The 21,588-nt window shown below is 66.8% G+C and carries 21 protein-coding genes and 1 tRNA gene; 11 read left to right on the forward strand and 11 right to left on the reverse strand.

The features are described from left to right. Positions 1–61: 61 nt before the first annotated feature. Positions 62–1,405 carry a DoxX family protein gene (locus tag AB0L97_RS24030; protein ID WP_364433245.1) on the forward strand — a complete coding sequence of 448 codons (1,344 nt, stop codon included), beginning with the start codon at positions 62–64 and terminating at the stop codon, positions 1,403–1,405. A 13-nt stretch (positions 1,406–1,418) separates the two neighbouring features. Here the strand turns inward: AB0L97_RS24030 and AB0L97_RS24035 are convergent, their stop codons facing one another. Then, complete coding sequence (locus AB0L97_RS24035) at positions 1,419–1,802, reverse strand: DUF2511 domain-containing protein (RefSeq protein WP_355073508.1); 384 nt, start codon at positions 1,800–1,802, stop codon at positions 1,419–1,421. 133 nt (positions 1,803–1,935) lie between these two features. Between AB0L97_RS24035 and AB0L97_RS24040 the strand changes: the two genes are divergently transcribed. Next, a complete protein-coding gene (locus AB0L97_RS24040) occupies positions 1,936–2,985 on the forward strand; it encodes a glycosyltransferase (RefSeq protein WP_364433249.1) in 1,050 nt (349 codons plus the stop codon). On the opposite strand, the gene AB0L97_RS24045 is transcribed toward AB0L97_RS24040, so the two are convergent. Genes AB0L97_RS24045 through AB0L97_RS24065 form a run of 5 tightly spaced genes read right to left on the reverse strand, consistent with a single transcriptional unit; the run spans position 2,986 to position 6,725 of the window. After that, positions 2,986–3,861, reverse strand: coding sequence for an ATP-binding cassette domain-containing protein (locus AB0L97_RS24045; RefSeq protein ID WP_355073504.1), 876 nt, complete (start codon positions 3,859–3,861; stop codon positions 2,986–2,988). A 17-nt stretch (positions 3,862–3,878) separates the two neighbouring features. Further along, positions 3,879–4,652 carry a hypothetical protein gene (locus AB0L97_RS24050; protein ID WP_364433254.1) on the reverse strand — a complete coding sequence of 258 codons (774 nt, stop codon included), beginning with the start codon at positions 4,650–4,652 and terminating at the stop codon, positions 3,879–3,881. After that, positions 4,649–5,263, reverse strand: a complete 615-nt coding sequence (locus AB0L97_RS24055; RefSeq protein ID WP_364433257.1) for a hypothetical protein — start codon at positions 5,261–5,263, stop codon at positions 4,649–4,651. The genes AB0L97_RS24050 and AB0L97_RS24055 overlap by 4 nt, the downstream gene beginning before the upstream one ends. Further along, positions 5,260–6,159 (reverse strand): hypothetical protein, encoded by a 900-nt coding sequence (locus AB0L97_RS24060; RefSeq protein WP_355073498.1) that lies wholly within the window; start codon positions 6,157–6,159, stop codon positions 5,260–5,262. Before AB0L97_RS24060 ends, AB0L97_RS24055 begins: the two co-directional genes overlap by 4 nt. After that, a complete protein-coding gene (locus tag AB0L97_RS24065; RefSeq protein WP_364433261.1) occupies positions 6,156–6,725 on the reverse strand; it encodes an RNA polymerase sigma factor in 570 nt (189 codons plus the stop codon). Before AB0L97_RS24065 ends, AB0L97_RS24060 begins: the two co-directional genes overlap by 4 nt. A gap of 257 nt (positions 6,726–6,982) precedes the next feature. Between AB0L97_RS24065 and AB0L97_RS24070 the strand changes: the two genes are divergently transcribed. From AB0L97_RS24070 to AB0L97_RS24100, 7 genes are all read left to right on the forward strand, one after another. Next, positions 6,983–7,159 (forward strand): gallidermin/nisin family lantibiotic, encoded by a 177-nt coding sequence (locus tag AB0L97_RS24070; protein ID WP_281875328.1) that lies wholly within the window; start codon positions 6,983–6,985, stop codon positions 7,157–7,159. A 76-nt stretch (positions 7,160–7,235) separates the two neighbouring features. Next, positions 7,236–10,349, forward strand: coding sequence for a lantibiotic dehydratase (locus tag AB0L97_RS24075; protein ID WP_364433264.1), 3,114 nt, complete (start codon positions 7,236–7,238; stop codon positions 10,347–10,349). Beyond that, a complete protein-coding gene (locus tag AB0L97_RS24080; protein ID WP_364433266.1) occupies positions 10,346–11,737 on the forward strand; it encodes a lanthionine synthetase C family protein in 1,392 nt (463 codons plus the stop codon). The genes AB0L97_RS24075 and AB0L97_RS24080 overlap by 4 nt, the downstream gene beginning before the upstream one ends. 14 nt (positions 11,738–11,751) lie before the next feature. After that, on the forward strand, positions 11,752–12,678 hold the full coding sequence (locus AB0L97_RS24085) for an ABC transporter ATP-binding protein (RefSeq protein ID WP_364433268.1): 927 nt from the start codon (positions 11,752–11,754) through the stop codon (positions 12,676–12,678). Continuing rightward, positions 12,675–13,469: an ABC transporter permease gene (locus AB0L97_RS24090; protein ID WP_355073488.1), complete on the forward strand. Its 795-nt coding sequence runs from the start codon at positions 12,675–12,677 to the stop codon at positions 13,467–13,469. Before AB0L97_RS24085 ends, AB0L97_RS24090 begins: the two co-directional genes overlap by 4 nt. Continuing rightward, positions 13,466–14,461 carry a hypothetical protein gene (locus AB0L97_RS24095; protein ID WP_364433272.1) on the forward strand — a complete coding sequence of 332 codons (996 nt, stop codon included), beginning with the start codon at positions 13,466–13,468 and terminating at the stop codon, positions 14,459–14,461. Before AB0L97_RS24090 ends, AB0L97_RS24095 begins: the two co-directional genes overlap by 4 nt. Then, positions 14,458–15,018 (forward strand): hypothetical protein, encoded by a 561-nt coding sequence (locus AB0L97_RS24100; RefSeq protein ID WP_364433275.1) that lies wholly within the window; start codon positions 14,458–14,460, stop codon positions 15,016–15,018. Before AB0L97_RS24095 ends, AB0L97_RS24100 begins: the two co-directional genes overlap by 4 nt. Here AB0L97_RS24100 and AB0L97_RS24105 read toward each other — a convergent pair. The 5 genes from AB0L97_RS24105 to AB0L97_RS24125 form a co-directional block, all read right to left on the reverse strand. Continuing rightward, the gene (locus tag AB0L97_RS24105; RefSeq protein WP_364433278.1) at positions 14,940–15,650 is read right to left on the reverse strand and encodes an ATP-binding cassette domain-containing protein; all 711 of its coding nucleotides are present in this window, start codon (positions 15,648–15,650) and stop codon (positions 14,940–14,942) included. The two genes, AB0L97_RS24100 and AB0L97_RS24105, sit on opposite strands and share 79 nt — an antisense overlap. 2 nt (positions 15,651–15,652) lie before the next feature. Then, positions 15,653–16,462 (reverse strand): ABC transporter permease, encoded by an 810-nt coding sequence (locus AB0L97_RS24110; protein ID WP_364433281.1) that lies wholly within the window; start codon positions 16,460–16,462, stop codon positions 15,653–15,655. A gap of 77 nt (positions 16,463–16,539) precedes the next feature. Continuing rightward, a complete protein-coding gene (locus tag AB0L97_RS24115) occupies positions 16,540–16,794 on the reverse strand; it encodes a DUF2283 domain-containing protein (RefSeq protein ID WP_364433284.1) in 255 nt (84 codons plus the stop codon). 55 nt (positions 16,795–16,849) lie between these two features. Then, on the reverse strand, positions 16,850–18,808 hold the full coding sequence (locus tag AB0L97_RS24120; RefSeq protein WP_364433287.1) for a M13 family metallopeptidase: 1,959 nt from the start codon (positions 18,806–18,808) through the stop codon (positions 16,850–16,852). A gap of 81 nt (positions 18,809–18,889) precedes the next feature. Further along, complete coding sequence (locus AB0L97_RS24125; RefSeq protein WP_364433290.1) at positions 18,890–19,570, reverse strand: hypothetical protein; 681 nt, start codon at positions 19,568–19,570, stop codon at positions 18,890–18,892. Between the two features lie 548 nt (positions 19,571–20,118). Between AB0L97_RS24125 and AB0L97_RS24130 the strand changes: the two genes are divergently transcribed. Further along, positions 20,119–20,192 (forward strand) — tRNA-Met (locus AB0L97_RS24130). Between the two features lie 609 nt (positions 20,193–20,801). Beyond that, positions 20,802–21,431, forward strand: a complete 630-nt coding sequence (locus tag AB0L97_RS24135; RefSeq protein ID WP_355073472.1) for a hypothetical protein — start codon at positions 20,802–20,804, stop codon at positions 21,429–21,431. Positions 21,432–21,588: the final 157 nt, after the last annotated feature.

Here is a 21,588-nt window from a genome sequence, read left to right on the forward strand (position 1 = left end):
CGCCCGCCCCGCGGGCGCTGACCGCGCTCGTCGGCACCGGCGAGCGCAGGATCGAGATCGAATGACGGTGATCATCGCTGCGCAGCCGCGTCAGGAACAAGACGATGCCCCGGCGGTGCGCGCGTGGCACCCACTGACGCGCATCGCATTCCGCTTCTGTTTCGGCTATTTCGCTCTCTACTGCTTGTGCACCCAGGTGATCAGCCCCTTGCTCGGGTTCGTGAGCAGACCGTCCGCGGGACTGAGCGCAGGACTGCTGCCCGCTCCCCTCGTGGACTGGGCCGCCGCGCATGTCTTCGGCGTGCACGAACCGCTGGTGCACGAAGCGACCGCGAGTAGCGACCGGACCTACGACTGGGTGCTGCTGTGCTGTCTGTTGGTCATCGCTGCCGTGGCCACCCTCGTCTGGTCCGTTCTGGATCGCCACCGAGCTGCCTACCCGGCGCTGCTCGTCTGGTTCCGGCTGTTTCTGCGGTTCACGCTTGCGGGGCAGCTGATGCTGTACGGCACAGCGAAAGTGTTGTTGACGCAGATGCCGTCACCACCGTTGACCACGCTGGTGACGCCGTTCGGCGAGCTGACGCCGATGGGGTTGCTCTGGTCGTCGGTCGGCGCCGCACCTGCCTACGAGATCATGATCGGCAGTTTCGAAGCCATCGGCGGCATGCTGCTCGTGCTGCCGCGTACGACGACCCTCGGCGCGCTGCTCGGCACCATCGGCTTGACCCAGGTCTTCGTGCTGAATCTGACCTACGACGTACCGGTCAAGTCGATGTCGTTACATCTGTTGTCGATGAGTGTCTTCCTGCTGGCGCCAGACCTCGGCAGGCTGCTGAACGTGCTCTTGTCCCATCGACCGGTCGGGCTGTCGACCCTGCCTGCACTGTTCGAGACCCGCCGGTTGAACCGCATGGCATTGCTCGGACAGATACTGCTGGGGCTGTGGATCGCGATCCCCATTGCGCAGGACTGTATGGCCGCGTGGAGCGAACATGGCGAAGGGCGACCGAAGCCTCCGATGTACGGAATATGGCAGGTGGATCGGCTGGTATCGGACGGCCGTGAGGTGCCGCCGCTCGTCACCGATGACCGACGCTGGCGGCGCGTGTTCTTCGAATACCCCGGCGAGTTCAAGGTGCAGCGTATGGACGACTCCATCACCGTCTACCGAGCAACCGTCGACGTGGCCAACCATCGGTTGGATCTGAGCCGGTACGACTCGCCGAACGTCATCTCGACGCTGACGCTCGAAATCCCGACAGCGGACAGCGCGCGATTGTCCGGCACGCTCGAGGGTCACCGCGTGGAGATCGGGCTTCGGCATCTCGACACAGGCACATTTCCATTGCTGAGCCGCCGGTTCCACTGGGTGCAGGATTACCCGTACAACCCGAACAGCCGCTGAGCCACCCGACTTCCTAGCCCGCGAACTTGCAAAGCGCCAGCGCGCGGCTGCGCAGGGCGCCGAGACTGATCTTGTCGCCCCCGGCACCGTTCGCGCGAAGGGGTTCGATACTGGCCAGCCCGGCTTGTTCTGCTCTTTCGTTGAGCGCGTACGCCTTTCCGTCCGGAGCGACGAACACCGCAACCTCGCCCGCGCGGCATTCGATGGTGCCGTGCGCGATCGTGAACGGCCACAGGTAGCCGAGGTTCTCACTGGCCACCGCTTGGCTGTTGGATGTCGGCTCGGGCACCGGAACCGGATTCGGATGATCCGGGTCCTTGGCCCCCGAACCGCCACCACACGCCGCGACGGCCAATACACCGCAGGAAACCACACCGATCACTAGACGCCGAATCATCGTCCCCTCCTCCGAGCACAGTGGAATTCTTCTATCCATAACGTTGCGCACTGCCATCTTTCGGTTCATGAGCGGCGATGGCAGCCGCGGCGAATAAGGTCGAGAACAGGCCCCACCCGACCCAGGAGAGTTGTTGTCCGTTCACCGGCCGTCCCGGATCGATATCGTGTGCGCGACGTTCAACCGTTCCACGGCGATCCGGGCAACGATAGACAGCGTACTGGCGCAGACCGTCGCCGACTGGACGCTGCTCGTCGTCTCGGACGGCTCCACCGACGACACCGACGACGTCGTCCGCGCCTATCGCGACCCGCGGATACAACTGCTGCGCGTCGGCCCCTACGGGCACCCCGGAGGGCCGCGCAATGCGGGGGTCGCGGCAGCGACGGCGCCGTATGTCGCGTACCTGGACCACGATGATCGGTGGTCACCGACCCACCTCGCGACACTGCTCGGGCTGCTCGACGGCGGCGCCGCACTCGCCGCCACCGGCTGCATACGGGTCGACGAGTCCGACGCGGAGCTGGATCGCAGTGGCTTCACCGATCTGATCTGGCATCCCGAATTGCAGACCACCAATGCCATGTTCGAGCCGACCCGCGTCGGTCACGTGCGAAAGCTGCTGGCGGAGGTCGGTTACTGGACGACCGAACACGCCGGATACGAGGACTGGGATCTGTGGTTTCGCTCGGCCCGGCACGGCTTCGACTTCGCGGTCGCCGCCGAGCGCACCGCGCTCCTCACGGTCGGCCCGCACACGAGGCGCAACGGACTTCGCCCGCCGCAGGCGGTCGTACTGCAGTGGGTGGACAGCCAGGCCGAGGCCGAAGCGGTTCTGCAGGCCATCGGAACGGACGAACACCGCAGTGCCGCCCGCGCGATTCATCTCACCGAACTCCGCGATTGGTATGCGGCTCTTGCTGATTCCAGCCGCTACCGCACGGCAGAGGGCATAGTCCGCGACGAGGTCGACGACAAGCTACGCGAGTTCTTCGTTCAACAGGGGAAACACTGTCTGCTGGAGGAGCTGGCTAGCACGGCCGTGGGCGGCCGATACGCCATCCTGCTTCCGCTGTGGTGCGCCACCGACCAGCACGCACAAGCGATCGGTGGTGTGCTGCGTGCCCGGTTCCCACGTCAGCACGCTTACCTGAGGACACTCACCGGCGGCGCGACGGCGTGATCACGGCGTCCCCGCCCTGGCGGTTCGCAGCAGAGCGATATAGCCGTCGTCCAAGGTCGGAGCAACCGGACGCGAGCCGGGCGGCGGCGTCGGTCCGACGATCCGGTACTCCGGTCCCTCGGCGGTGCTGGTGACGTTCACCACGGTGAAGTCGCCGCGCGGCTCGTGGGAGGCGCGCACCAAATGCGTCCGGCCCTCGGCCAGGGCAACCAATCCGGGCGTCGTGCCGTGATAGGCCATCCGGCCTTCGGTCAGCACGGCCGCCATCGGGCAACTGTGCGCCACGTCGTCGAGGATGTGGGTGGAGAGGACGACGATCCGATCGCCGCCGAGCCGGCCGAGCAGAGCGCGAAAGCGAATCCGCTCCTCGGGGTCGAGTCCGGCCGTCGGTTCGTCCACGATGATCAGCTTCGGGTCCCCGAGCAGTGTCTGCGCGATACCGAGTCGGCGTTTCATGCCACCGGAATACCGGCCGATCCGTTGCGCACCGGCCGAATCCAATCCGACCCGCTCCAGCAAGCTGTCGATCTGGGACCACCGGTTCCGTTTGTCGTCGATGCCTTTGAGCAGAGCGACGTAGTCGAGGAACTCTCGTCCGGTCAAGTCCGCGTAGAGCGTGAGCTCTTGCGGCAGATAACCGAGCAGCCGCTTCGCGGCGGTGCGTCCCGCGGTGGTGGACAGGTCGTGGCCGCAGACCGATACCGTCCCCGAGGTCGGCCGAATGGTTCCGGTCAGGATCCGGATCAGGGTGGTCTTGCCTGCTCCGTTGGTGCCGAGCAGTCCGGTCATGCCCTCGAGGACGGTCAGGTCTATCTCGTGCAAGGCGACCGTGCCGCCTCGATAGACCTTGGTGACGTTGCGCAGGGTGATGGTCATCCGAACTCCATTCCAGCTCAACGGTTCTCGGCCAGCAGCAGATGGCCGACGAGAAAGGCGAGTGCCGTGGTCGCGAGGGTGATTCCGAGCGCGGCGACTCCATGGAGGAAACCGGGCGCCGGATGCAGCCAGCCGCCGTCCTGACGGGCCAGCGTGACGTCCAGCCATTGCGCCGCTTGGTAGTCGCCGAGCGGGGACAGCACTGTCCTGGCCACCGTCGGGAGAGGGATCAGTGGCGTCAGCACCGTAGCCCAGTACCAGAACGGTAAGAGCAGCACGCGGACGACGGTGCTGGGCAGCAGCAGGCTCGCGACGTTGGCCAGGACGGTGAGCAGCAGCGATCCCGGCGCCACGATCGTCAGCAGTCCGACTGCCGCCGCAACCGACAGCTCCGGCTCGCCGGTGGTGATAGTCAGCCACGCGCCCATGGCCGACAAGACGAGCGCGCTGGGAATCGACGCGACCAGCCATGGCCCGAGAAGGACACCGAGAGACCTGATCCCACCGCCTGCTGGGGTGGCCCCGAACAATTCACGCAGACCGGGTCTGCGCTGCCCGGCCAAGCGGTCGGCCAGCGCGATGGCGATGCCGAGGGAACCGAGGAAATTGATCAGCAGAGCGGTGTCACCGATCGCGGCCATCTCCCCGCTTCGGTTCCGGCCGTGCGGAAAGCCGCCGAGTACCATGATCAACGCGGTGAGCGGGAGCAGCGACAACCACAACACCCGCTGCCGGAGTGCGAGCGTCGCCTCATAGCGGATGGTCGCGCCCAGCCCCAGGAAGGCGCTCATCGGTGTGCTCCGCGCAACTGTGCCGCGCTGTCGGTGACGCGCAGGAGGGTCGGCCGGACGCACGACGCCGCGAGGGCGAGCAGTAGCACCGCCTGAGTGTGCCGCGCGACCTCGCTCAGCAGCAATAGTTTGACCAACCACACCGTCGTGACGACGGCGGAGGCTCCACTGGTGGAACCGAAACCGGCGCCGACCCAAGTCGCGATGCTGATCAGCGCGAGCGCGAAGACCAGATTGCCCGCCAGGACGGCGGGCCCATCGGTGATCATCGCGGACAGGCCGCTCAGCACCACGGCGCAGGCCGTCGTACCGAGGACGAGTGCGACCCGCCGCCCGACGGTCACCGGGTACGGCGTCGGCACACTCAGCTGCACCTCGATCGACCGCTCTCGCCCTACGGCTGTCGCACAAGCCAGTCCCGCCACCAGCGGGATGGCTTCGAACGCGGCGCTCCACAACACTTCGTCGGCGCCGAACACGGCCGACGCGAGGGCGATCAACGCGGCCACCAGCAGCGGAAGGGCCAGCACACCTCCCCCGCAGCGGCGAGCTTCGTACAGCCAGATCGGATTCATATCGTGGTGGTAGCGGGTCGGCGCGAATGGGTTCATCCGACCACCGCGTCGTATCGCGGCCTGCTCATCCCGACCGCGGCGACAACCAGCAGCAGCGCCGCGAGCACGAGCGATGCCGTCGAGGTGGACCACAGTGGCTCGATCAGCGCGCCGATTCGTCGCGCCGGACCGGCATCCGAGGACGCGGCGGCGCCGAGCAGCCATACGACTGCCCCGGCCACGGCCCCGATCTGCGCGGAACTCCAGACCGCGCAGACGACACCGACCGCCGAGGCGAACATCGCCGGACCGAGCCAGCCCGCGATCATGGCCGAGACGTCCGACGCCGCGCCCAGGCGGTTCGCCAGCACGGAGGTGAACAGCGCGAGCGCGGTGTCGGCGAGCAGAACCAGCACCAGCCTGCACGCGAACACCACGGCGGGCGGGATGGGCAGAGTGCTGAACAACTCCAGCCGCGGATCCGATCGCGATCGGCACGCGGTCAGGGTTCCGGCCTGGAACACCAGGGTTACCGCAAGGCCGAACACGGTCGGCGCGGACTCGCTTCGCTTCGTCAGCACGGCCCCGACGACGCACCCCACGAAGCCGAGCACGCTCAGCACGAGCAGCGCGCGCGGCAATAGGCGCAGCTGTGCGCGCACCAGCGCCGCGGCCACCGACAGCGCCCCGGGCCATCCGAGGGCCCGCGCTCGCCTCGGCGTGGACCACGGCATGCCGAGGGCATCGCCGAGCAGCGCATCGAAGGAAGGGGTGCGGAACACACCGGCCGATGCGGCGGAGACCTGCCGCGCGGCGACTGCCACGTTCTGCCAGCCCTCGGCGCGGGCCTGACAATCAGGACAGGCGCTCAGGTGCGCGGCGGCGGCATCGTCGCGTCCACCGACCAACTGGTCATCCGAAAGATGCGGCCCCCATGAGATCGGGGAAGTCACTTCTCACCTCCATATCGGGTGGACAGGTCGGCGGTGGTGCCGGCCAACGCCAGCGCCAACCGCTTACGGGCATGGGACATCCGGCTCTTCACCGTGCCGACCGGGATACCGAGGATCGCGGCGACGTCCGGATAGGACAGGTCGTCGACCAGGACGAGCAGCAACACCTCACGCAGATGCTCGGGCAGTTCGCGGATTCCCGCGACGAGATCGGCCCTGGCGGCATTGGCCAGGACGATGTCTTCGACGGTGCCGGTCCGGTCGGACAGTTCCGCGGTCTCGTCCAGGTCGACCGTCACCAGCACGGACTTGCGCAAGTAGTTGTGGGCCTGACGCTTCGCGACGCCGAACAGCCAGCCGCGCGCCGACGACTCGCCGCGGAAGCTGTCCGCCGAGCGCCAGACGGCGAGCCAAGTCTCCTGCAGGATCTCCTCGGCGACCCCGCTCTGCGTCGTCATCCTGCGAACCAACCGCAGCATCGTCGGCGCGTGCCGCTCGTAGAGCACGCGCAAACATGCCTGGTCCCCCCTTGCCACCGCGGCCAGCAGCGCTTCGTCCGAGTCCACACCCACTTGTGTAGCGGTCGGGTTCCGAATGGTTCAACCGCGGCGGAGGCGACATCCGCGCGGCGGTGCCCGGCGCATGTTGGCAGCCCACGGCGCGGCTGCCAGATACCGATCGCGACGTTGTACCGCCGCAGGGGCGCTGCTTTTCTCGATACCCGGGGGGGACAGCACCGGCCGCAGGGCCCGGTGGGATCGCTGGGCCTCCCTCGGCCGAGTCGTTCGATCGGCCGGGCACTCGCCTCAGAAGGGAGAACACCGTGAGTACGGCGTCCGTGGAACCGGTGGAGACAGTGGAAACCGTCGACCTGTTCGATCTCGACATCCGTGTGGGTGTCGGCAACATCCAGGGCAACGCGGCGGTCACCAGCTGGTCGTACTGCACCCCCGGCTGCACCAGCTCGGGTGGCGGCAGCGGCTGCAGCCACTGCTGTTGATCCGGAGGTCCGGGTCGAGCACCGCCGCTCGGCCCGGACACCCCACATCGTCGAACACTTCGAAGGAATTGGGCTGGTGTCGGATTCGATCTTCCGCGCATGGGACGTCTTCCTGCTCCGGGCTCCGCTGCGCGTCGGGGGCAGCGGTTTGCCGACGACGGGCAGCCACCTCGACATCGTGCGAGCCGCGGTGGCGGACCACGAGCTGCGCGCCGCGATCATGCTGGCGACGCCGAGTCTCGGCCGCCTGCTCGATCGCGTCCACCGTGGAGAGCACGCGGAGATCAAGGCGAGCCAGTTGCGTCGCGCCGCCCTGGCGGTGCTGCGCTACGACATCAGAACACGCACGCGACCGACTCCGTTCGGGGTTTTCTCCGGTGTGGCGGGCGGGCGCTTCGGCTCGTCGGCAAAGCTCGATCGCGGCACCGCCCACCGCACCAGGACGCACCTCGACATGCAGTGGCTCCTCGGTGTCGTGCACGACTTGCAGGACCTTCCGGAGTTGTTGCCCCGCTTGAGTGTTCGTGCCCACCCCGCGCTGACCCGCCGCGGCGAGCGGGTCGTGCTCGATTGTCCGTCCCCGCTGGGTGCGCCACTGGACGGAGCGACCCGATCGGACGTCTCGATACGCGACTCGCCCGTGGTGGAGGTGGTGCTCAACGCGGCCGCGCGCACCGTCGCGGTAGGTGAGCTCACCGCGACGACCGCGACGCGGTTCGGCGCCCCGCCGACACGTGTCGCCGAATTGATCCGAATGCTGGTGGAGCAGGAATTCCTGCTTACCGATCTGCGGCCGCCGCTGGACGGCGGCGATCCGCTGTGCCATGTGATCGAGGTTCTCGCCGAGATCGACCAGCCTGCGGCGCCGATCGCGAACGCGTTGCGCGCACTGCGCGACATCGACGAGCACCGGCGGTCGAGCGACCGGCTACCACTGGGTCCCGGTACCGCACGGCTGATCGAGACAGCCGACTTGGCGCGCGAATTCCACGCCCACGAGACGCCACTGCACATCGACACCGCCTTGGATGTCGAGGTTCAGCTCCCCGACGAGGTACGCACCGAAGTCGAGCGGGCGGCGGCGCTGATGTGGCGGATGTCGGCACCCAAGCTCGGGCTCGCAGCGCTGCGGGACTATCACGAGAAGTTCCTGGAGCGCTACGGTACCGATCGGATCATCGGCATCCGTGAACTCCTCGATCCCGCCCGGGGCCTGGGTGCGCCCGCCGGATACAGCTGGCCGAACAGTGAAGAGGCGGCGGAGCGGGCGATCGACCGTGACGCGTCCCGGATTCGGTTGTTGCACCGCCTGATCGGCACCGCCCTGCGTGATGGCGCCCGTGAGATCGAGCTGTCCGACGAGCTGCTCGACGAGCTGATTCCCGGCGACGAGCCAGCCGCCGACGTACCGAACTCGTGCGAGATCACCTTCCACGTCATCGCACGATCGCTGGACGCGTTGTCCGCCGGTGACTTCCGTGTCGTGGTAGCCCCGAGTCCAGGCTCGCACCACGCCGGAGCGACCCTGGCCCGGTTCGCGGACCTGCTGCCGCCGGACCTCCGCGCGGACGTCGCGGCGGAGTCCGGCGCGATTCCGGTCCATGTCACGAATGCGGCCCGGGTCGATCTGTCCTTCATGCCCCGGTCCGGCAAGGCCGCGAACCTCGCGCATTCCACGGCGCACAGCGGTGTCCGGATCAGCGTCGGTCTGCCCGATGCTCCCGGTATCGACGAGATCCCGCTCGCCGACGTGGCCATCGGCGCGACGACGGAGCGAATATGCGCGATACATTTGCCTACCGGCCGCGAGATCGTTCCAGTGCTCAACACCATGATCAGCCCGATGACGCAAGCGCCCAACGTCTCCCGGCTGCTCTGGGAGATCGGGCTCGAAGGCCAACGGTTGTGGGAGCCGTGGACCTGGGCCGGCTTGTCGGAGCTGCCGTTCGTGCCGCGCGTCCGGCACCGCCGCCTCGTCCTCGCGCCCGCGGTATGGCGTATGGACGCGCTGATCGATGTGCCCGAATCGGAATTCGCCGCCGCGGTCGATCAGTGGCGCCGCGAATGGCGGGTGCCGGATCGAATCCTGGCCGTACAGATGGATCAACGGCTGCTGTTCGACCTGACCGATCCGGCGCATCTGGAACTGCTGTGGGACGAGCTGCGCAAGGACCCGGCCATCGTCGCCCACGAGGTGCCCGGCGACGACGACTTCACCGACGGAATCCACGGACACGCGATGGAGGTGGTCGTCCCGCTGTCGCGCCGCGATGCACGACCGGCCCGATCGCCGCACGGCGGGTACCTGGAACCGGACCGCCGACCGGCCGGACTCGGAAGCGACTGGCTGTCTCTCGCGTTGTACCTGCCGGCGTCGCGCCAGAGCGACTTCCTCCGCGTTCACTTGCCGGAACTGGTCGAGCAGGCACGCGGGCATGGTTGCGACCGCTGGTTCTTCATCCGGTACACCGACCCCGACGGGCCGCATCTACGGGTTCGCTTCCACGGCGTGCCGGACGAGATCTGGGGCGCCGTCGTACGCCCGCTCGGCAGGCGACTCGACGACTTGCACCGCGGCGGTCTGATCCGAGCTCATCGCCTCGACCAGTACGACGCCGAAACCGAACGATACGGCGGTGCGGCGGCGATGGCCGCAGCCGAGCGGGTGTTCGAAGCCGACAGCGAGGCCGCGATCCGCTTCCTGGATCTGGTCGAGGAGCCTACGTGCACCCATTCGCTCGACGCATTCGCGGCGGTTTCCGTCGCTGCGATCGCTGACGCTTTCGGGTTGCCAGAGGCGGACCCGGCAGGTCACGGCGCCCGGAGCGACGACGCGGCGATGGCCTGGCTGTCGCTGACGGGCTCACGCAAGACCCTGCCCGGCACATACCGGGTGGATGCGCAGCGCTGGCGCGGGATCGTCGACCCTTACGGCGGGTGGAGCACGCTGCGCGCCGACCCGCACGGGGCGGCGGCGCTCGAGGCACTCCGGCCACGAGACGCGGCCGTCGGCGAACTGCGCCTCGCGTCAGCGGGCAGCAGGACACGGCCCCACCGGCTCATCGGCAGCCTGATGCACATGACCTGCAATCGGCTCTTCGGTGGGGACAGCGATCGGGAGCGGGCAGCCGTCGCCATCGCCCGCGGAGCGGTGCAGGACAACTTCAACAGGAGGAACTACGCGCGATGAGCAACGTCGATCAGCGGCAGGTCGGCTCGGTGGCCGAGCGGGCCGCCGAAATAGTGTCGCTCGTTGCCGCCCGTCTCCGCGACCCCGCCGCCGTCGCCGGCATAGCCGGCCGTCCGGACAACCGCGATCCCATCTACGGCGCCGGCATGTGGGGCCCGACGACCTTGTCCAACGGCCTGCCGGGTACGGCGCTGTTCTACGCGGAGTTGGCCGCGAGAATTCCCGATTGGTTCAGCGTCACTCATCGGCATGTGCAAGCGGCGGGGGCCGTGCTGCCCGATCAACCGAGCCGGGGCCTGTACGCGGGACCGGCTTCCTTGCTGGCGGCCACCCAGACCTGCCGCGACCACTATCCCGGTCTGCGGCGCAGGCTCGCCGCGTGGCTCGCCGCTGATCAACTGACCCGGCTGCGGCAGTGCCGAGCCGCGCCGGGACCCGGCATCTCCTGGGAGTGCTACGACATCGTCAACGGCTTGTCCGGCACGGCACGGCTGCTGCTCGATTCGGTCGAGGATCCCGTCGAGAACGACACGCAGGTCGAGCACGCCCTGAGGGAGACGCTCGGTTACCTGGTGACCATCAGCCGGCCGATCACCGTCGATGGCCATGAAGTACCTGGTTGGTGGGTCCCCGCAGCACGGCAAGCAGTCGAGCAGGACCGCCGCGACTACCCGCGTGGTGACTTCAATCTAGGTCTCGCGCATGGAATTCCAGGGCCGGTCATGATCATGTCGCTGGCCCTGCGCCGTGGCCACGAGGTGCCGGGACTGCGAGAGGCTCTGGTGCGAATGGTCACGTGGTTGATCCGGTGGATACGCACCGACGACCAGGGCACGTACTGGCCCTGCCGAGTCGGATTCGATGACGAAGTCGCCGCCGCACCGCCGCGCAGCCTGTTCACGCGGACCGCCTGGTGCTACGGCGCGCCGGGAGTCGCGGCGGCGGTACACCATGCGGGCGAAACCCTCGACATCGCCGAGTGGCGCCTGCACGCTGTCCGTGCTCTACACGATGCCCTCGCCAGGGACGAATCGCGCTGGACCCTCGCGGGGCCGACGGTATGCCACGGTTACGCGGGCTTGCTGCAGATCGTCCATCGAATCGGCACGGCAGAGCGGGACGACGTGCTGCTCGGCGCGAAAACCCGTCTCGCCTCCACCATTTTGGCCATGGCGGATGCCGACGCGCCATTCGGCTTCCGGCATCCGATGCGGTATCCGCGGTCGGCGCCGGGGCCTACGGAGTTCAAGTTGCTGGATGTCGCCGGGATCCTCGAGGGCTCCGCGGGGGTGGCGTGCGCGCTGTTGTCGGTGATTCCGGACGGGATGCTCGGCACTGCGGCCGAGGCTCCCGCGCGTCCGTGGGATCGCGTCCTGGCATTGAGCTGAAAGGTGCACTTCCGATGACGGTCAACGCCTTCGAACTCACCGAGATCGTCGTGCGGTACGGCGCCACGTCGGCCGTCGACTCGGTGTCGCTGAGTTCGGCCCCCGGCCGCCTGACCGCGCTGCTGGGGCCGAACGGTGCGGGCAAATCCAGCCTGCTCAATGTGCTGTCCACCGCGGCCCGGCCCGTATCCGGGTCCGTGCGTATCTTCGGCAACGATGCGCGCACCGCTCCGATGCGTGCCCGCGCGCAGCTGGGTCTGGTGTTCCAGGAACGAACGCTGGACAAAGAACTCACCATCGAGCAGAACCTGTGGTTTCACGCCCGGCTCTTCGGTATGCGCCGCGTCGACGCCGCGGCACAGATCGATCGGCTGCTCGCTTTGTTGGATCTGACCGAGCAACGGCGCGCCACCGTCGAACGCTTGTCCGGCGGAACCGCTCGGCGGGTCGAACTGGCGCGCGCCCTCTTGCATCGTCCCGGTCTGCTCATCCTGGACGAGCCGACAACGGGACTCGATCCGCGTTCTCGCCGGGTCTTCTGGCGCGATCTGCTTCGCATGCGCGACGAACTCGGTATCACCACGATCTATTCCACGCATTACCTCGACGAAGCCGAGTACGCGGACGAAATCGTGATCATGGCCGGTGGAAGGATCGGCCGATCGGGATCGCCGGTAGACCTCAAAGACGATTTGCACGTCTCCTGTGTGCGGCTGCGGACCCACGACGACGCCGCGGCCGGTGAGCAATTACGCGCGGCCGGGTTCGAGGTGGTCACCGGGCTCACGACGCTGGAGATCCGGTGCGCCGAGCCGGATCGGCGGGTCGCCGACATCGTGCGCGTGCTCCAGCTGCCGATTCTGAGTGTCACCGTGCACAACCCGTCGATGGACGACGTCTACGCCGCCGCGACTACACATACCGGGAAGGACATGCCGTGACCGCATCGCAGGCGACGACCGACCATCGGCCGGAACGCGTCATGGTCGGCAGCATCAGGGCCGTTGCGGTGATCGCGTACCGGGACCTGCAACGCCAGATCCGTCGTCCGGGACTACTGATCAGCAATGCCGCCCAGTTGCTGTTCTTCATCGTCATCTATGCCGTTGGTTTCGACGCCATGGTCGGCAACGTGGGCACGGTCTCCTTCAGCGCCTATATCCTGCCCGGCATCATCGCCATCCAAGTGGCGACGATCGGAATCGCCACCGGATTGTCGTACGCCTGGGATCGAGAGTTCGGCGTGCTGCGCGAGATGACCGTCGCGCCGGTGCCCCGGATGTGTCTGCCGATGGGCAAAGTCGCCGGCACCGGGGTGGTTGTCGGGGCGCAGAGTTCGCTGTTGCTGTTGTGCGCGCCGGTATTCGGATTGTCACCGACAGCTGCGCAGATCGCGGCAGCCGCGGCGATCTACCTGTTCGGGTCGGCGGTCTTCAGCCTGCTCGGATTGTTCCTGGCCACCGCGCTGCGGCAGATCCAGACGTTGCAGGCCGGCGTCCAGATCACGATGCTGCCGATGCTGTTTCTCTCGGGCTCGGTGTTCCAACCCGCCGGGGTGCCGTCCTGGCTCTCGGTGTTGATTCGCCTCAATCCGCTGACCTATCTGGTCGACATGGGCAGACAGGTATTGGTCGGCGGGCCAGGCTTCGCTTCGATGGGCGTGGACGCGCTGGTCCTGGTGTGCCTGGCGCTGTTCTTCACCGCCGCGATCCGCATCAGGATCGGGCGATGATGTCGGCGACCGGCCTGCACCCCGCCGAGGACCAGCGCGGCCGGGTCCACGGCTTTCCGCTATGGCCCGCAGTGGCCGCGGTCGATCACGAAGCGAGTACTCCGATACTGGAAGCGGCACTGGACTGGCTCGCCGCGAACCTACGCTGGTTCGATCCAGCACAGTGGGATCGTTTTCTGCCGGCCCGGCAGTTCCCAGAGGGCGCTGCGCTCGAACTGCTCGTGCTGTGCCGTGTGCTGTGTCGTGGGCGATGGCGCGATCACCCGCTCGTCGACGGCGCGACCGGGCTGGCGCGCACGCTGGTGGAAGCGGCCGCCTTCCACGACGCACTGGGGCGTGCGGACGACAAGTTCACGTATCGCGCCTACTTGGTGGCCTTGCTCGCTGACCTCGGCTTCCCGATACCAAGTGCTGCGCAACGGGTGCGCACGGTACTCGAAACGGGATGCGGTGGCCGGGACGGCGCTTGGCACCCGCCGCTGTCCCGTCTGGAGCTGCGGTATGCGCTCGAGCTCGGCCGGTTCCCGCATACTCTGCCGCCGATGGACGAGTTGGTCGGGGCGACCATTGCCGCCGCGGAGCCCGACCCGATCTGGCTGCGCGACGACGAGGTCTACGCGCTCACCCACGTTGTCTTCTATGCCACGGATTTCGCAGCGCGGCCGCTGCGTACCGCACCGGCGCTCGTAGCCACGATGCGGACCCTGCTGGGGACTTATCTCGCGGCCGGGGACATGGACTTGGCGGGCGAGCTGATGCTGTGCCTATTGGCGGTCACGCAGGACGACAGCGCGATCACCGCGCACGGATGGCAAACGCTGACTCGCCGCAGGCTGGCCGACGGTGCGGTGCCGGGTCCCCTGTTCGACCCGATCCGACTGTCGGGACTGAGCGGCCCGGTCGCCGAGGCATACACGTTCGGAACATGCCATCACACGACAATGGTTGCGGCGATGGCCGCAGCGGAGCGAGAACGGCATCGTGCACGATGAGATCCACTGATTCCGGTCCGGCGCTCGCCGACCGGTCTTTGGCGGCTGCGCGGAAGTGGTTGGCGGCCGAGACGTCAAGGGAGCATCCGGCCGCCCGAACACCGGAGCGCAACGCGCAACGGTCCGGTTCGCCGCCTCGAGAACCGCTGACCATGTTGTGCTCCGATCCGACGCGCTGGCGTGCGCTGGCCGCGGTCGACGCCGCAGCTGCCTCGGGCGCATCCGCGGCCGAATGGGCCGCCGTCCTGGACTCACTTCTGGTGCTGGCGATCCGCCGCTACGACCTCGACGCGCTTGCCACCTTGCTGCTGGGCTGCGCCGAGTTCGGACTGACCCAGCAGCCGATTCCCGCGCGGGCAGTGGGCTTCCTGCTAGCGCAGCAACAGGTCGACGGCGGATTCGGATTCGTGCCCGGGACCGAGGAGCCCGCCGACATGGCGATCCGAATCGCCCTCACCCGGCGCTGCGTGCAAGTGCTTCAGCGGATCTGCGAACCGCACGATTCGAGGATGCGGAAAAACCCCTCCTCGAGATCACCGTCGCCCGCGATCCCCTGAACGGTGCCCTCGTAGCGCGTCTTTCCGGCGACCAGAACGGCGACCCGGTCACACACCTGAGCGATCTCCGACAACTGGTGGCTCGATATGAAGACCGTTGTTCCGTTGGCGGCCAGAGTACGAATGAGTTCCCGCATCTCTCGGATGCCCACCGGGTCGAGGCCGTTGGTCGGCTCATCGAGCAGTAGGAGTTTCGGTCGCGCCAGCAAAGCGATCGCGATACCCAGACGCCAGCGCATTCCGAGGGAGTATGCCTGCACCTTGCGGGTTCGGACCTCGGTCAACTGCACGACGGCCAAGGTCTCCTCGATCCACTCCTCGGGCACACCGCGCAGTCGGGCGTGAATGCGCAGATGCGTCACCGCGTCCAGTTTCGGCCACAATCCCGGTGTCTCGATCAATGCGCCGACATCGACCAGCAGCGTCCGATCATAGGGTCGGCCGAACAACTGGATGACGCCGCTGGTCGGCCGCTGAAGCCCCAGAACGGTTTTCATCAAGGTGGACTTGCCCGCGCCGTTCGGGCCGAGCAGCCCGTAGACCTCTCCCGTGCGGACCGACAGATCGACGCCGTCGAGAGCGTGGTGTTTTCCGTAGTGCTTGTGCAGCTGCGCCACTTCCAAAGCAAACACGGTCAGATCTCCTTGCGCGTCATGTGGAGCGAGCCAAGAGCCAGAACCAGCACCGCGAGTCCGATCGAGAGCGCGATGGCCGGCAGTATGACACCGTGGTCCCGGACCGGACTGTCGGCCGGTAGGGGAACGCCGTTGGGGCCGATCCCGGCCAAGGGCAGGATCACGCGCATGGGCCAGGCGAACGGCACCGCCATCCACCAGCTCTTGTCCGCGATGAGCATGCCCGACATCATGCCGACGACACCGGTCGTGATGGTGGGGCCCAGGCCCCAAACCACCGAGACGACCAGGGCCACTGCCGCGGTACCGAGCCCGGCCAGCCAAGGCAGGTAGGACGCGGCGACGATAGTCGCGACGCTGGTCCCGAACCGGCCGCTCAATGCTGCCCCGACGCTGAGCAGCAACGCGAGCAGCGTAGTGGACACCGCGGTCAGCGCGGCCAGCCCGAGATACTTGGCGAGCAGGTACTTGTTGCGCGGCACCGCGTACGAGAAGAGCAACCGCCAGGCGTCCTGATCAGCTCGCACCGAGAGGGCGGCCAGCAATGCGGCCGTCATGGGGATCAGGACGCCCCAGCCTTCGAGAACCACGTCGCGAAACACCGTCCAGGTATGGCCCGACCGGCCTTCTGGCGATGCCAACGACATGGGATACAGCGGAACGGTGATGACGACAGGTACCAGGATGGCGAACCAGCCGATGAAGCCGCGACGCATCCTCGCCAGTTCTGTCGCGGTGACGTCCCACAAACTCGGCTGGTCTCGCCGTGGGCGAAGGTCGGGCCCGTAGCGTGCCACGGTGGCGGCCATATCTCTCCTCGAGTCGTTCGGTTCCATCGAGGTTGTAGCTGTCGAACGCGATGCGGTTCACGTCCGGCGCGATCGGGTCACTCGCCTTCCCCCGCGCGGGCCCTCCTCTTCAACGCCGCGCCGAGCTGGACGTCCGCGTTCAGCAACTCGATGCCGATGAGTTCGCCGTCGTCGCCGAAGTCGAGGGCGGCGACGATCTCGCCGCTGTCCTCGTCGCGTACGCGCAGGGTGCGGGCAGCGTGGCGCGGCCCCTTGTTGTTCTGCCGAAGCGCAAGATAGGCGATGTTGTGCTGTTCGTCCCAGGTCAGGTAGTCGAGATAGTCGAGTTGCATATCGTATTCCTTGTCGTCGTTACTTCTGGAAAAGCAAAATTCAGGTGGCGCTTCGTCACAGAACGACTCGCTGCTCTGGTGGAAGGAACAGTCGATCTCGCGGTGTGACGTCGAAGGCCGAGTAGAACTCCGATACGTTGCGGACAACTTGATTGGCTCGGAACTCACTCGGTGCGTGGCTGTTCGCGGCCAGCGCCGCGGCGGCGAACTGTTGTGTCTGTTTTACCCGCCAGCACCGCGCCCACGATAAGAACAGTGTGCGAAAGTCCGGCACGGTGCCCCGGCGGAGCGCGGCCCGTCGGTAGGCGGCGACCGCCACCTGGAGACCGCGTAGATCCGCCATGTTCTCGCTGACGGTCAGCCGCCCGTTCACCCGGTGTGTGGCACCGAAACCCTCGGGAACGAGGCTGTCGTACTGATCGACCAATTGCTTGGTCCTAGCGTCGAACGCGGCGCGGTCCTCGGCAGTCCACCACTCGCGCAGCCTGCCGTCACCGTCGTATCGAGCGCCTTGGTCATCGAACGCATGGCCGATCTCGTGCCCGATGATCGCACCGATCGCGCCGTAATTCACCGCCGGATCCGCGTCCTTGTCGAAGTATGGCGCCTGCAGGAAGGCGGCGGGAAAGACGGCTTGGTTCGTCGATCGGTTGTAGAAGGCGTTGACGGTCTGCGCGGTGGTTGTCCACTCGCCCTTGTCGACCGCAGTGGCAAGTCGGTCGAACTCCCGCCGCCTGGCGAGATCGCGGATGCTGCGCAGCGAATCTATCAACTTGTCCGGATCGACCGACGCGCCCGCACAGTCCGGTCGGTGCCGCGGGGAGCCGATCATCATCGTGATCTTGTCGAGTTTGGCGACGGCGGCCGAACGCGTGGACTGCGACATCCATAGCGAGTCGAGCAATGCCACACGGTAGGCCGCGAACAGATCGTCGACCAGCTCGCGCAGCGCGGCCTCGGCCGCGGCCGAAAAATGCTTCGCCACATAGAGTTTTTCCAGCTGGCCGCCCAACTCGGCATTCACCGTGGCGACCGCTCGTTGCCAGGGTTCGGCCGGCCGGCCCGCACCGCCGAGGAACTTGCGGCGAAACTCGAGATTGACGTCGGAGATTCCGGAGGGCAGGAAACGAGAGAACTCCTGGAGCAGACTCAATCGTAGGTAGTCACGCCAGTGCGCGATATCCGTATCGGCCCACAGCCGGCCGACCGCGGTGATGAAGTCGGGCTGCCGCACCACGACATGGGCGAACAGTTCCGGTGGCCGCGACGTTCGTCCGGCGCGCCACGCGTCGAAGTCGAAATCATCTGCCAGACCGCATACTTCGGACCAGCGCATCGGGTTGTAGGTAGCCGTGGCGTCCTGGTCTCGCACCGCGTCCCAGTGAGCGACGGCGAGCTGCCGCTCGAGTTCGAACACTCGGTCGGACATGCCCGCCGGATCCGCGAAATTCGCGACGGCCGCGACTCGCGCCAAGAATGCCCGGTACGCGTCACGGTGCGCGCCGAGATCGGAGTTCCGGTAGTACCGGCTGTCCATCCCGAGACCGGACTGCGCGAGGGTGGCGACATATCGGCGGGCATCCCTGGCATCGATGTCGACATACAGAGAGATGACTCCCGGAATCGGCAGCATGCCCATGACGCCGGCCAACTCGGATCTGGACGCGGCCGCGTCGATCGCCGCGAAGAGGTCGGCGAGCGGCGTCGTGCCGAGGCGTTCGACAGCCGCGGTGTTCAGGCAGGCCGCGTACAGGTCGCGCACCTGCTGCTCGGACGTACCGAGCCCGGGTTCGCGGATTTCCTGGATGACGGTCGAGAGTTGTTGTTCGACGCGCCGCATCACTTCGGTTATCGGGCTGCTCACCGATTGATCAGGAGGCAGCCGGTAGTCGCGCAACCACCTCCCGTTGACATGCCGGTAGAGGTCGTCCTGCGGACGGACAGTCTCGTCGAGCCCATCCGGGCCGGGCACGCCGGGTGGTGCGGCCGGACGGCAAGCAGACGGAACAGCCACGGCGGCAACCACTCCGAACGTGCGCAATGCGATACGACGGCTCACTTTTGCGGGCGAATTCGACAGCACCGTCGCTACCGATCAGCCGCGCAGCACGGTGAGCGGAAAGGACACGTCCGCTCGATGTTCCGAACCGACCAATTCTGCCCGGCTGCCCACACCCAAGGTGTCGTACAGGCTGCGGATGCGTCGATACATCGACCGCTCCGAAAGATAGTTCAGGCGCGCGATCTCGGCGACGGTCATCGACGTGCGCAGCATGCGCAGCAGCCGGGTGTCCGACTCGGTCAGACCATCTCGGCCGGACTGATCCGCGCCGGTGGCCGGTGTAGCGGACCGGCCGCGCAGGCGTTGCCGTGCCGGTTCGTTCGGTTCGCGGCCGGTCACCGCACCGAGCACCGCCGGGAGCGGCTTCCCCGGTGCCGAGCGCGTGCGGTCGAGGAGTTGCGCGCGAACGAGGTCGGCCTGACGCTCGACGGATATCGCGACGTTGATCACGAAGTTGGCGCCGGAGCGTATCGCGGCATAGGTCGAGTAACCACCGACGTCATCGGTGACCGCGACGATGAGCCCCATGGCGTGCCGGGCGCGAACCGACCGCAGGCTTTCGGCTTGGGTTTCACTGTTGACGGGTAGCACGATCGGGGCGCCGCCGGCGTCCCTGCGCATGGCCAGTTGGTCGTAGTCGGCGAACTCCAACTCGAAATGCGGCCCGAACACGCTCCCCCACGACCCATCCGCGGGATCCAGATAGTCGCGCAAGCCCGGATGGACGAATGCGACACGCCCGGTTGCTTGTTCGGAATCCCTACTGGTTCGAACGGCGTTCAAGAAAGCCCCCTTCACTTCGATCAGCGCGCTTTCGCGCGCCTCTTACCTATCCGCCGGCGCTACGCGCAGGACGGGCAGTACTCGAGCCCCCGACCGAGCGGCAAGCCTTCGACCCTGTACCTCGAGTACCGTCACAATAGGCGCGATGGTGCTTCGGCGCAGCCACGCCGGTCGCCGGGACCACCACCACACCGCGGCCCATCGGCCGGATCCTGCGGCCGCGCCGCTGACGCACCACGCTCTTGCAGCGGGCCACCCGGGCTCGTGCCACCGACCGCACGCTGGACGTCACCTTCCACTCCTCGTCTCGCAATCTGCGTCGGATACTTCTCGTCACATGGTTGGACGCGGCGTCGGCGCATTCGGTTCCACCCGTGCGCAAAAGATTGCCCAGGCCTCGCCGAGTCACCCGCAACATGCCCTCTCACCAGCACGATTGGGCTATTCGCGCCCACCATGTGTACTGTTGGAAAAGCCGACGCGGGGTGGAGCAGCTCGGTAGCTCGCTGGGCTCATAACCCAGAGGTCGCAGGTTCAAATCCTGTCCCCGCTACTGCGGAACGGTCCGGAGCACACGCTCCGGGCCGTTTCTCTTTTGCCGGGTCGAGTCGCGACCATGGTCCACGCACAGCGGGTCGTCCGAGCACTACACCTCTTAAACGCCGCGGCTTCCGGATCCGGCGAGGTCTCAGCGATGCACGGAGAGCCGGCGGTCCAGCGAGGTGGTCGGCGAGGATCCGACGCTGGGCGCATCGCGTAGACCCTTGCCGCTGACGTCGGGAACCCCGACAGTCGAAGTGCAGATTCTTTGACTGCTGATGTCGCTTACTCCGACGTGCGCAATCCTACGATACGGTTCGACGCTTGCCTGTTCCGTAGCTCACATCCGAATCTCCGGCAGAATGACCAGCCGTCGATCGCGGTTGCGAATCGGCGGTTAAAAGATGGTTACGGCACCGTCCTGGATTGGTGACGTCCGAGTTGTCATGTCACGATACTTTCGAGTCACCTGGACAAATCATCCCGAAGTGTTTTCCCGCAGGCAACCCCCGGTTCCCATCACCGCACCCGCCTTGTCTCCTTCGGCGTGTTCGTAATGATTCGATCGCCAATGTCGGCCATCTCTGCGTGCAACGACAACAATCTGTGAGGAAAGTTCCGCGTGAGTGATTTCTGGAATGTGAGCTCGTCTTTGGCGTGTCTCAGCGTCGGCATTTCATTGTTCGGCGTCATCGCGTATCTGGCGGGGATACTGGAAGGGGACACCCGGCCGCGCATCGCGTCGTGGGCGGCCTGGTGCACCGCGAACACGGTGTTCGCGGTGGTGGCGTACCTCGAGGGCGGCTATCTGGCCGCAGCCATCAACGCCGCCGCGGCGGCGATGAACGCGGCGGTCATCGTCGTCGGCATCACCCGCGGGTCCGGCCTGCGGCCGGAAGACAATATCGATTGGGCCTGCCTGGTCTCCTCGATCGCATGCGTGCTGGTGACGGTCGGCGTACAGGAAAAGGCATTCGGCGCGCTGTTCGCGATATGCGCCAATCTCATCGCCACCATTCCAACGCTCCGGCATGTGTGGTCCAAACCGCACGAGGAAACGTGGCAAACGTTCGCGGCGAACGCACTCGCGAACGGCCTCGGCCTGCTCGGCGTGCTCCTGGTGAGCGGGTTCGAATTCGTTTCGATCGCCGGTCCGATGATTTCCACGGCGGGCAATGCCGGTTTGGTCGCCCTTACCGTCGGTCGTGCTCGATTCGCCGCCGTCGCGGTCGTCCCAGTGAAAGTCGGCTGATCTCGCATGCGATCGGTCACTTCCAATATCGGCGACTGCTTCACCGATCCGGGCGAACTCACCGAGGGACAAGCCCGGCGCGCTCTCGAAATCCACGTCATCTGTTCCTCGCGCTGCCTCGTCCTGCGACGGGCCGAGCGAGTGCTGGGAGTAGATG

This window comes from Nocardia sp. NPDC051911, assembly GCF_040681035.1.
Classification (GTDB): Bacteria; Actinomycetota; Actinomycetes; order Mycobacteriales; family Mycobacteriaceae; genus Nocardia; species Nocardia sichangensis.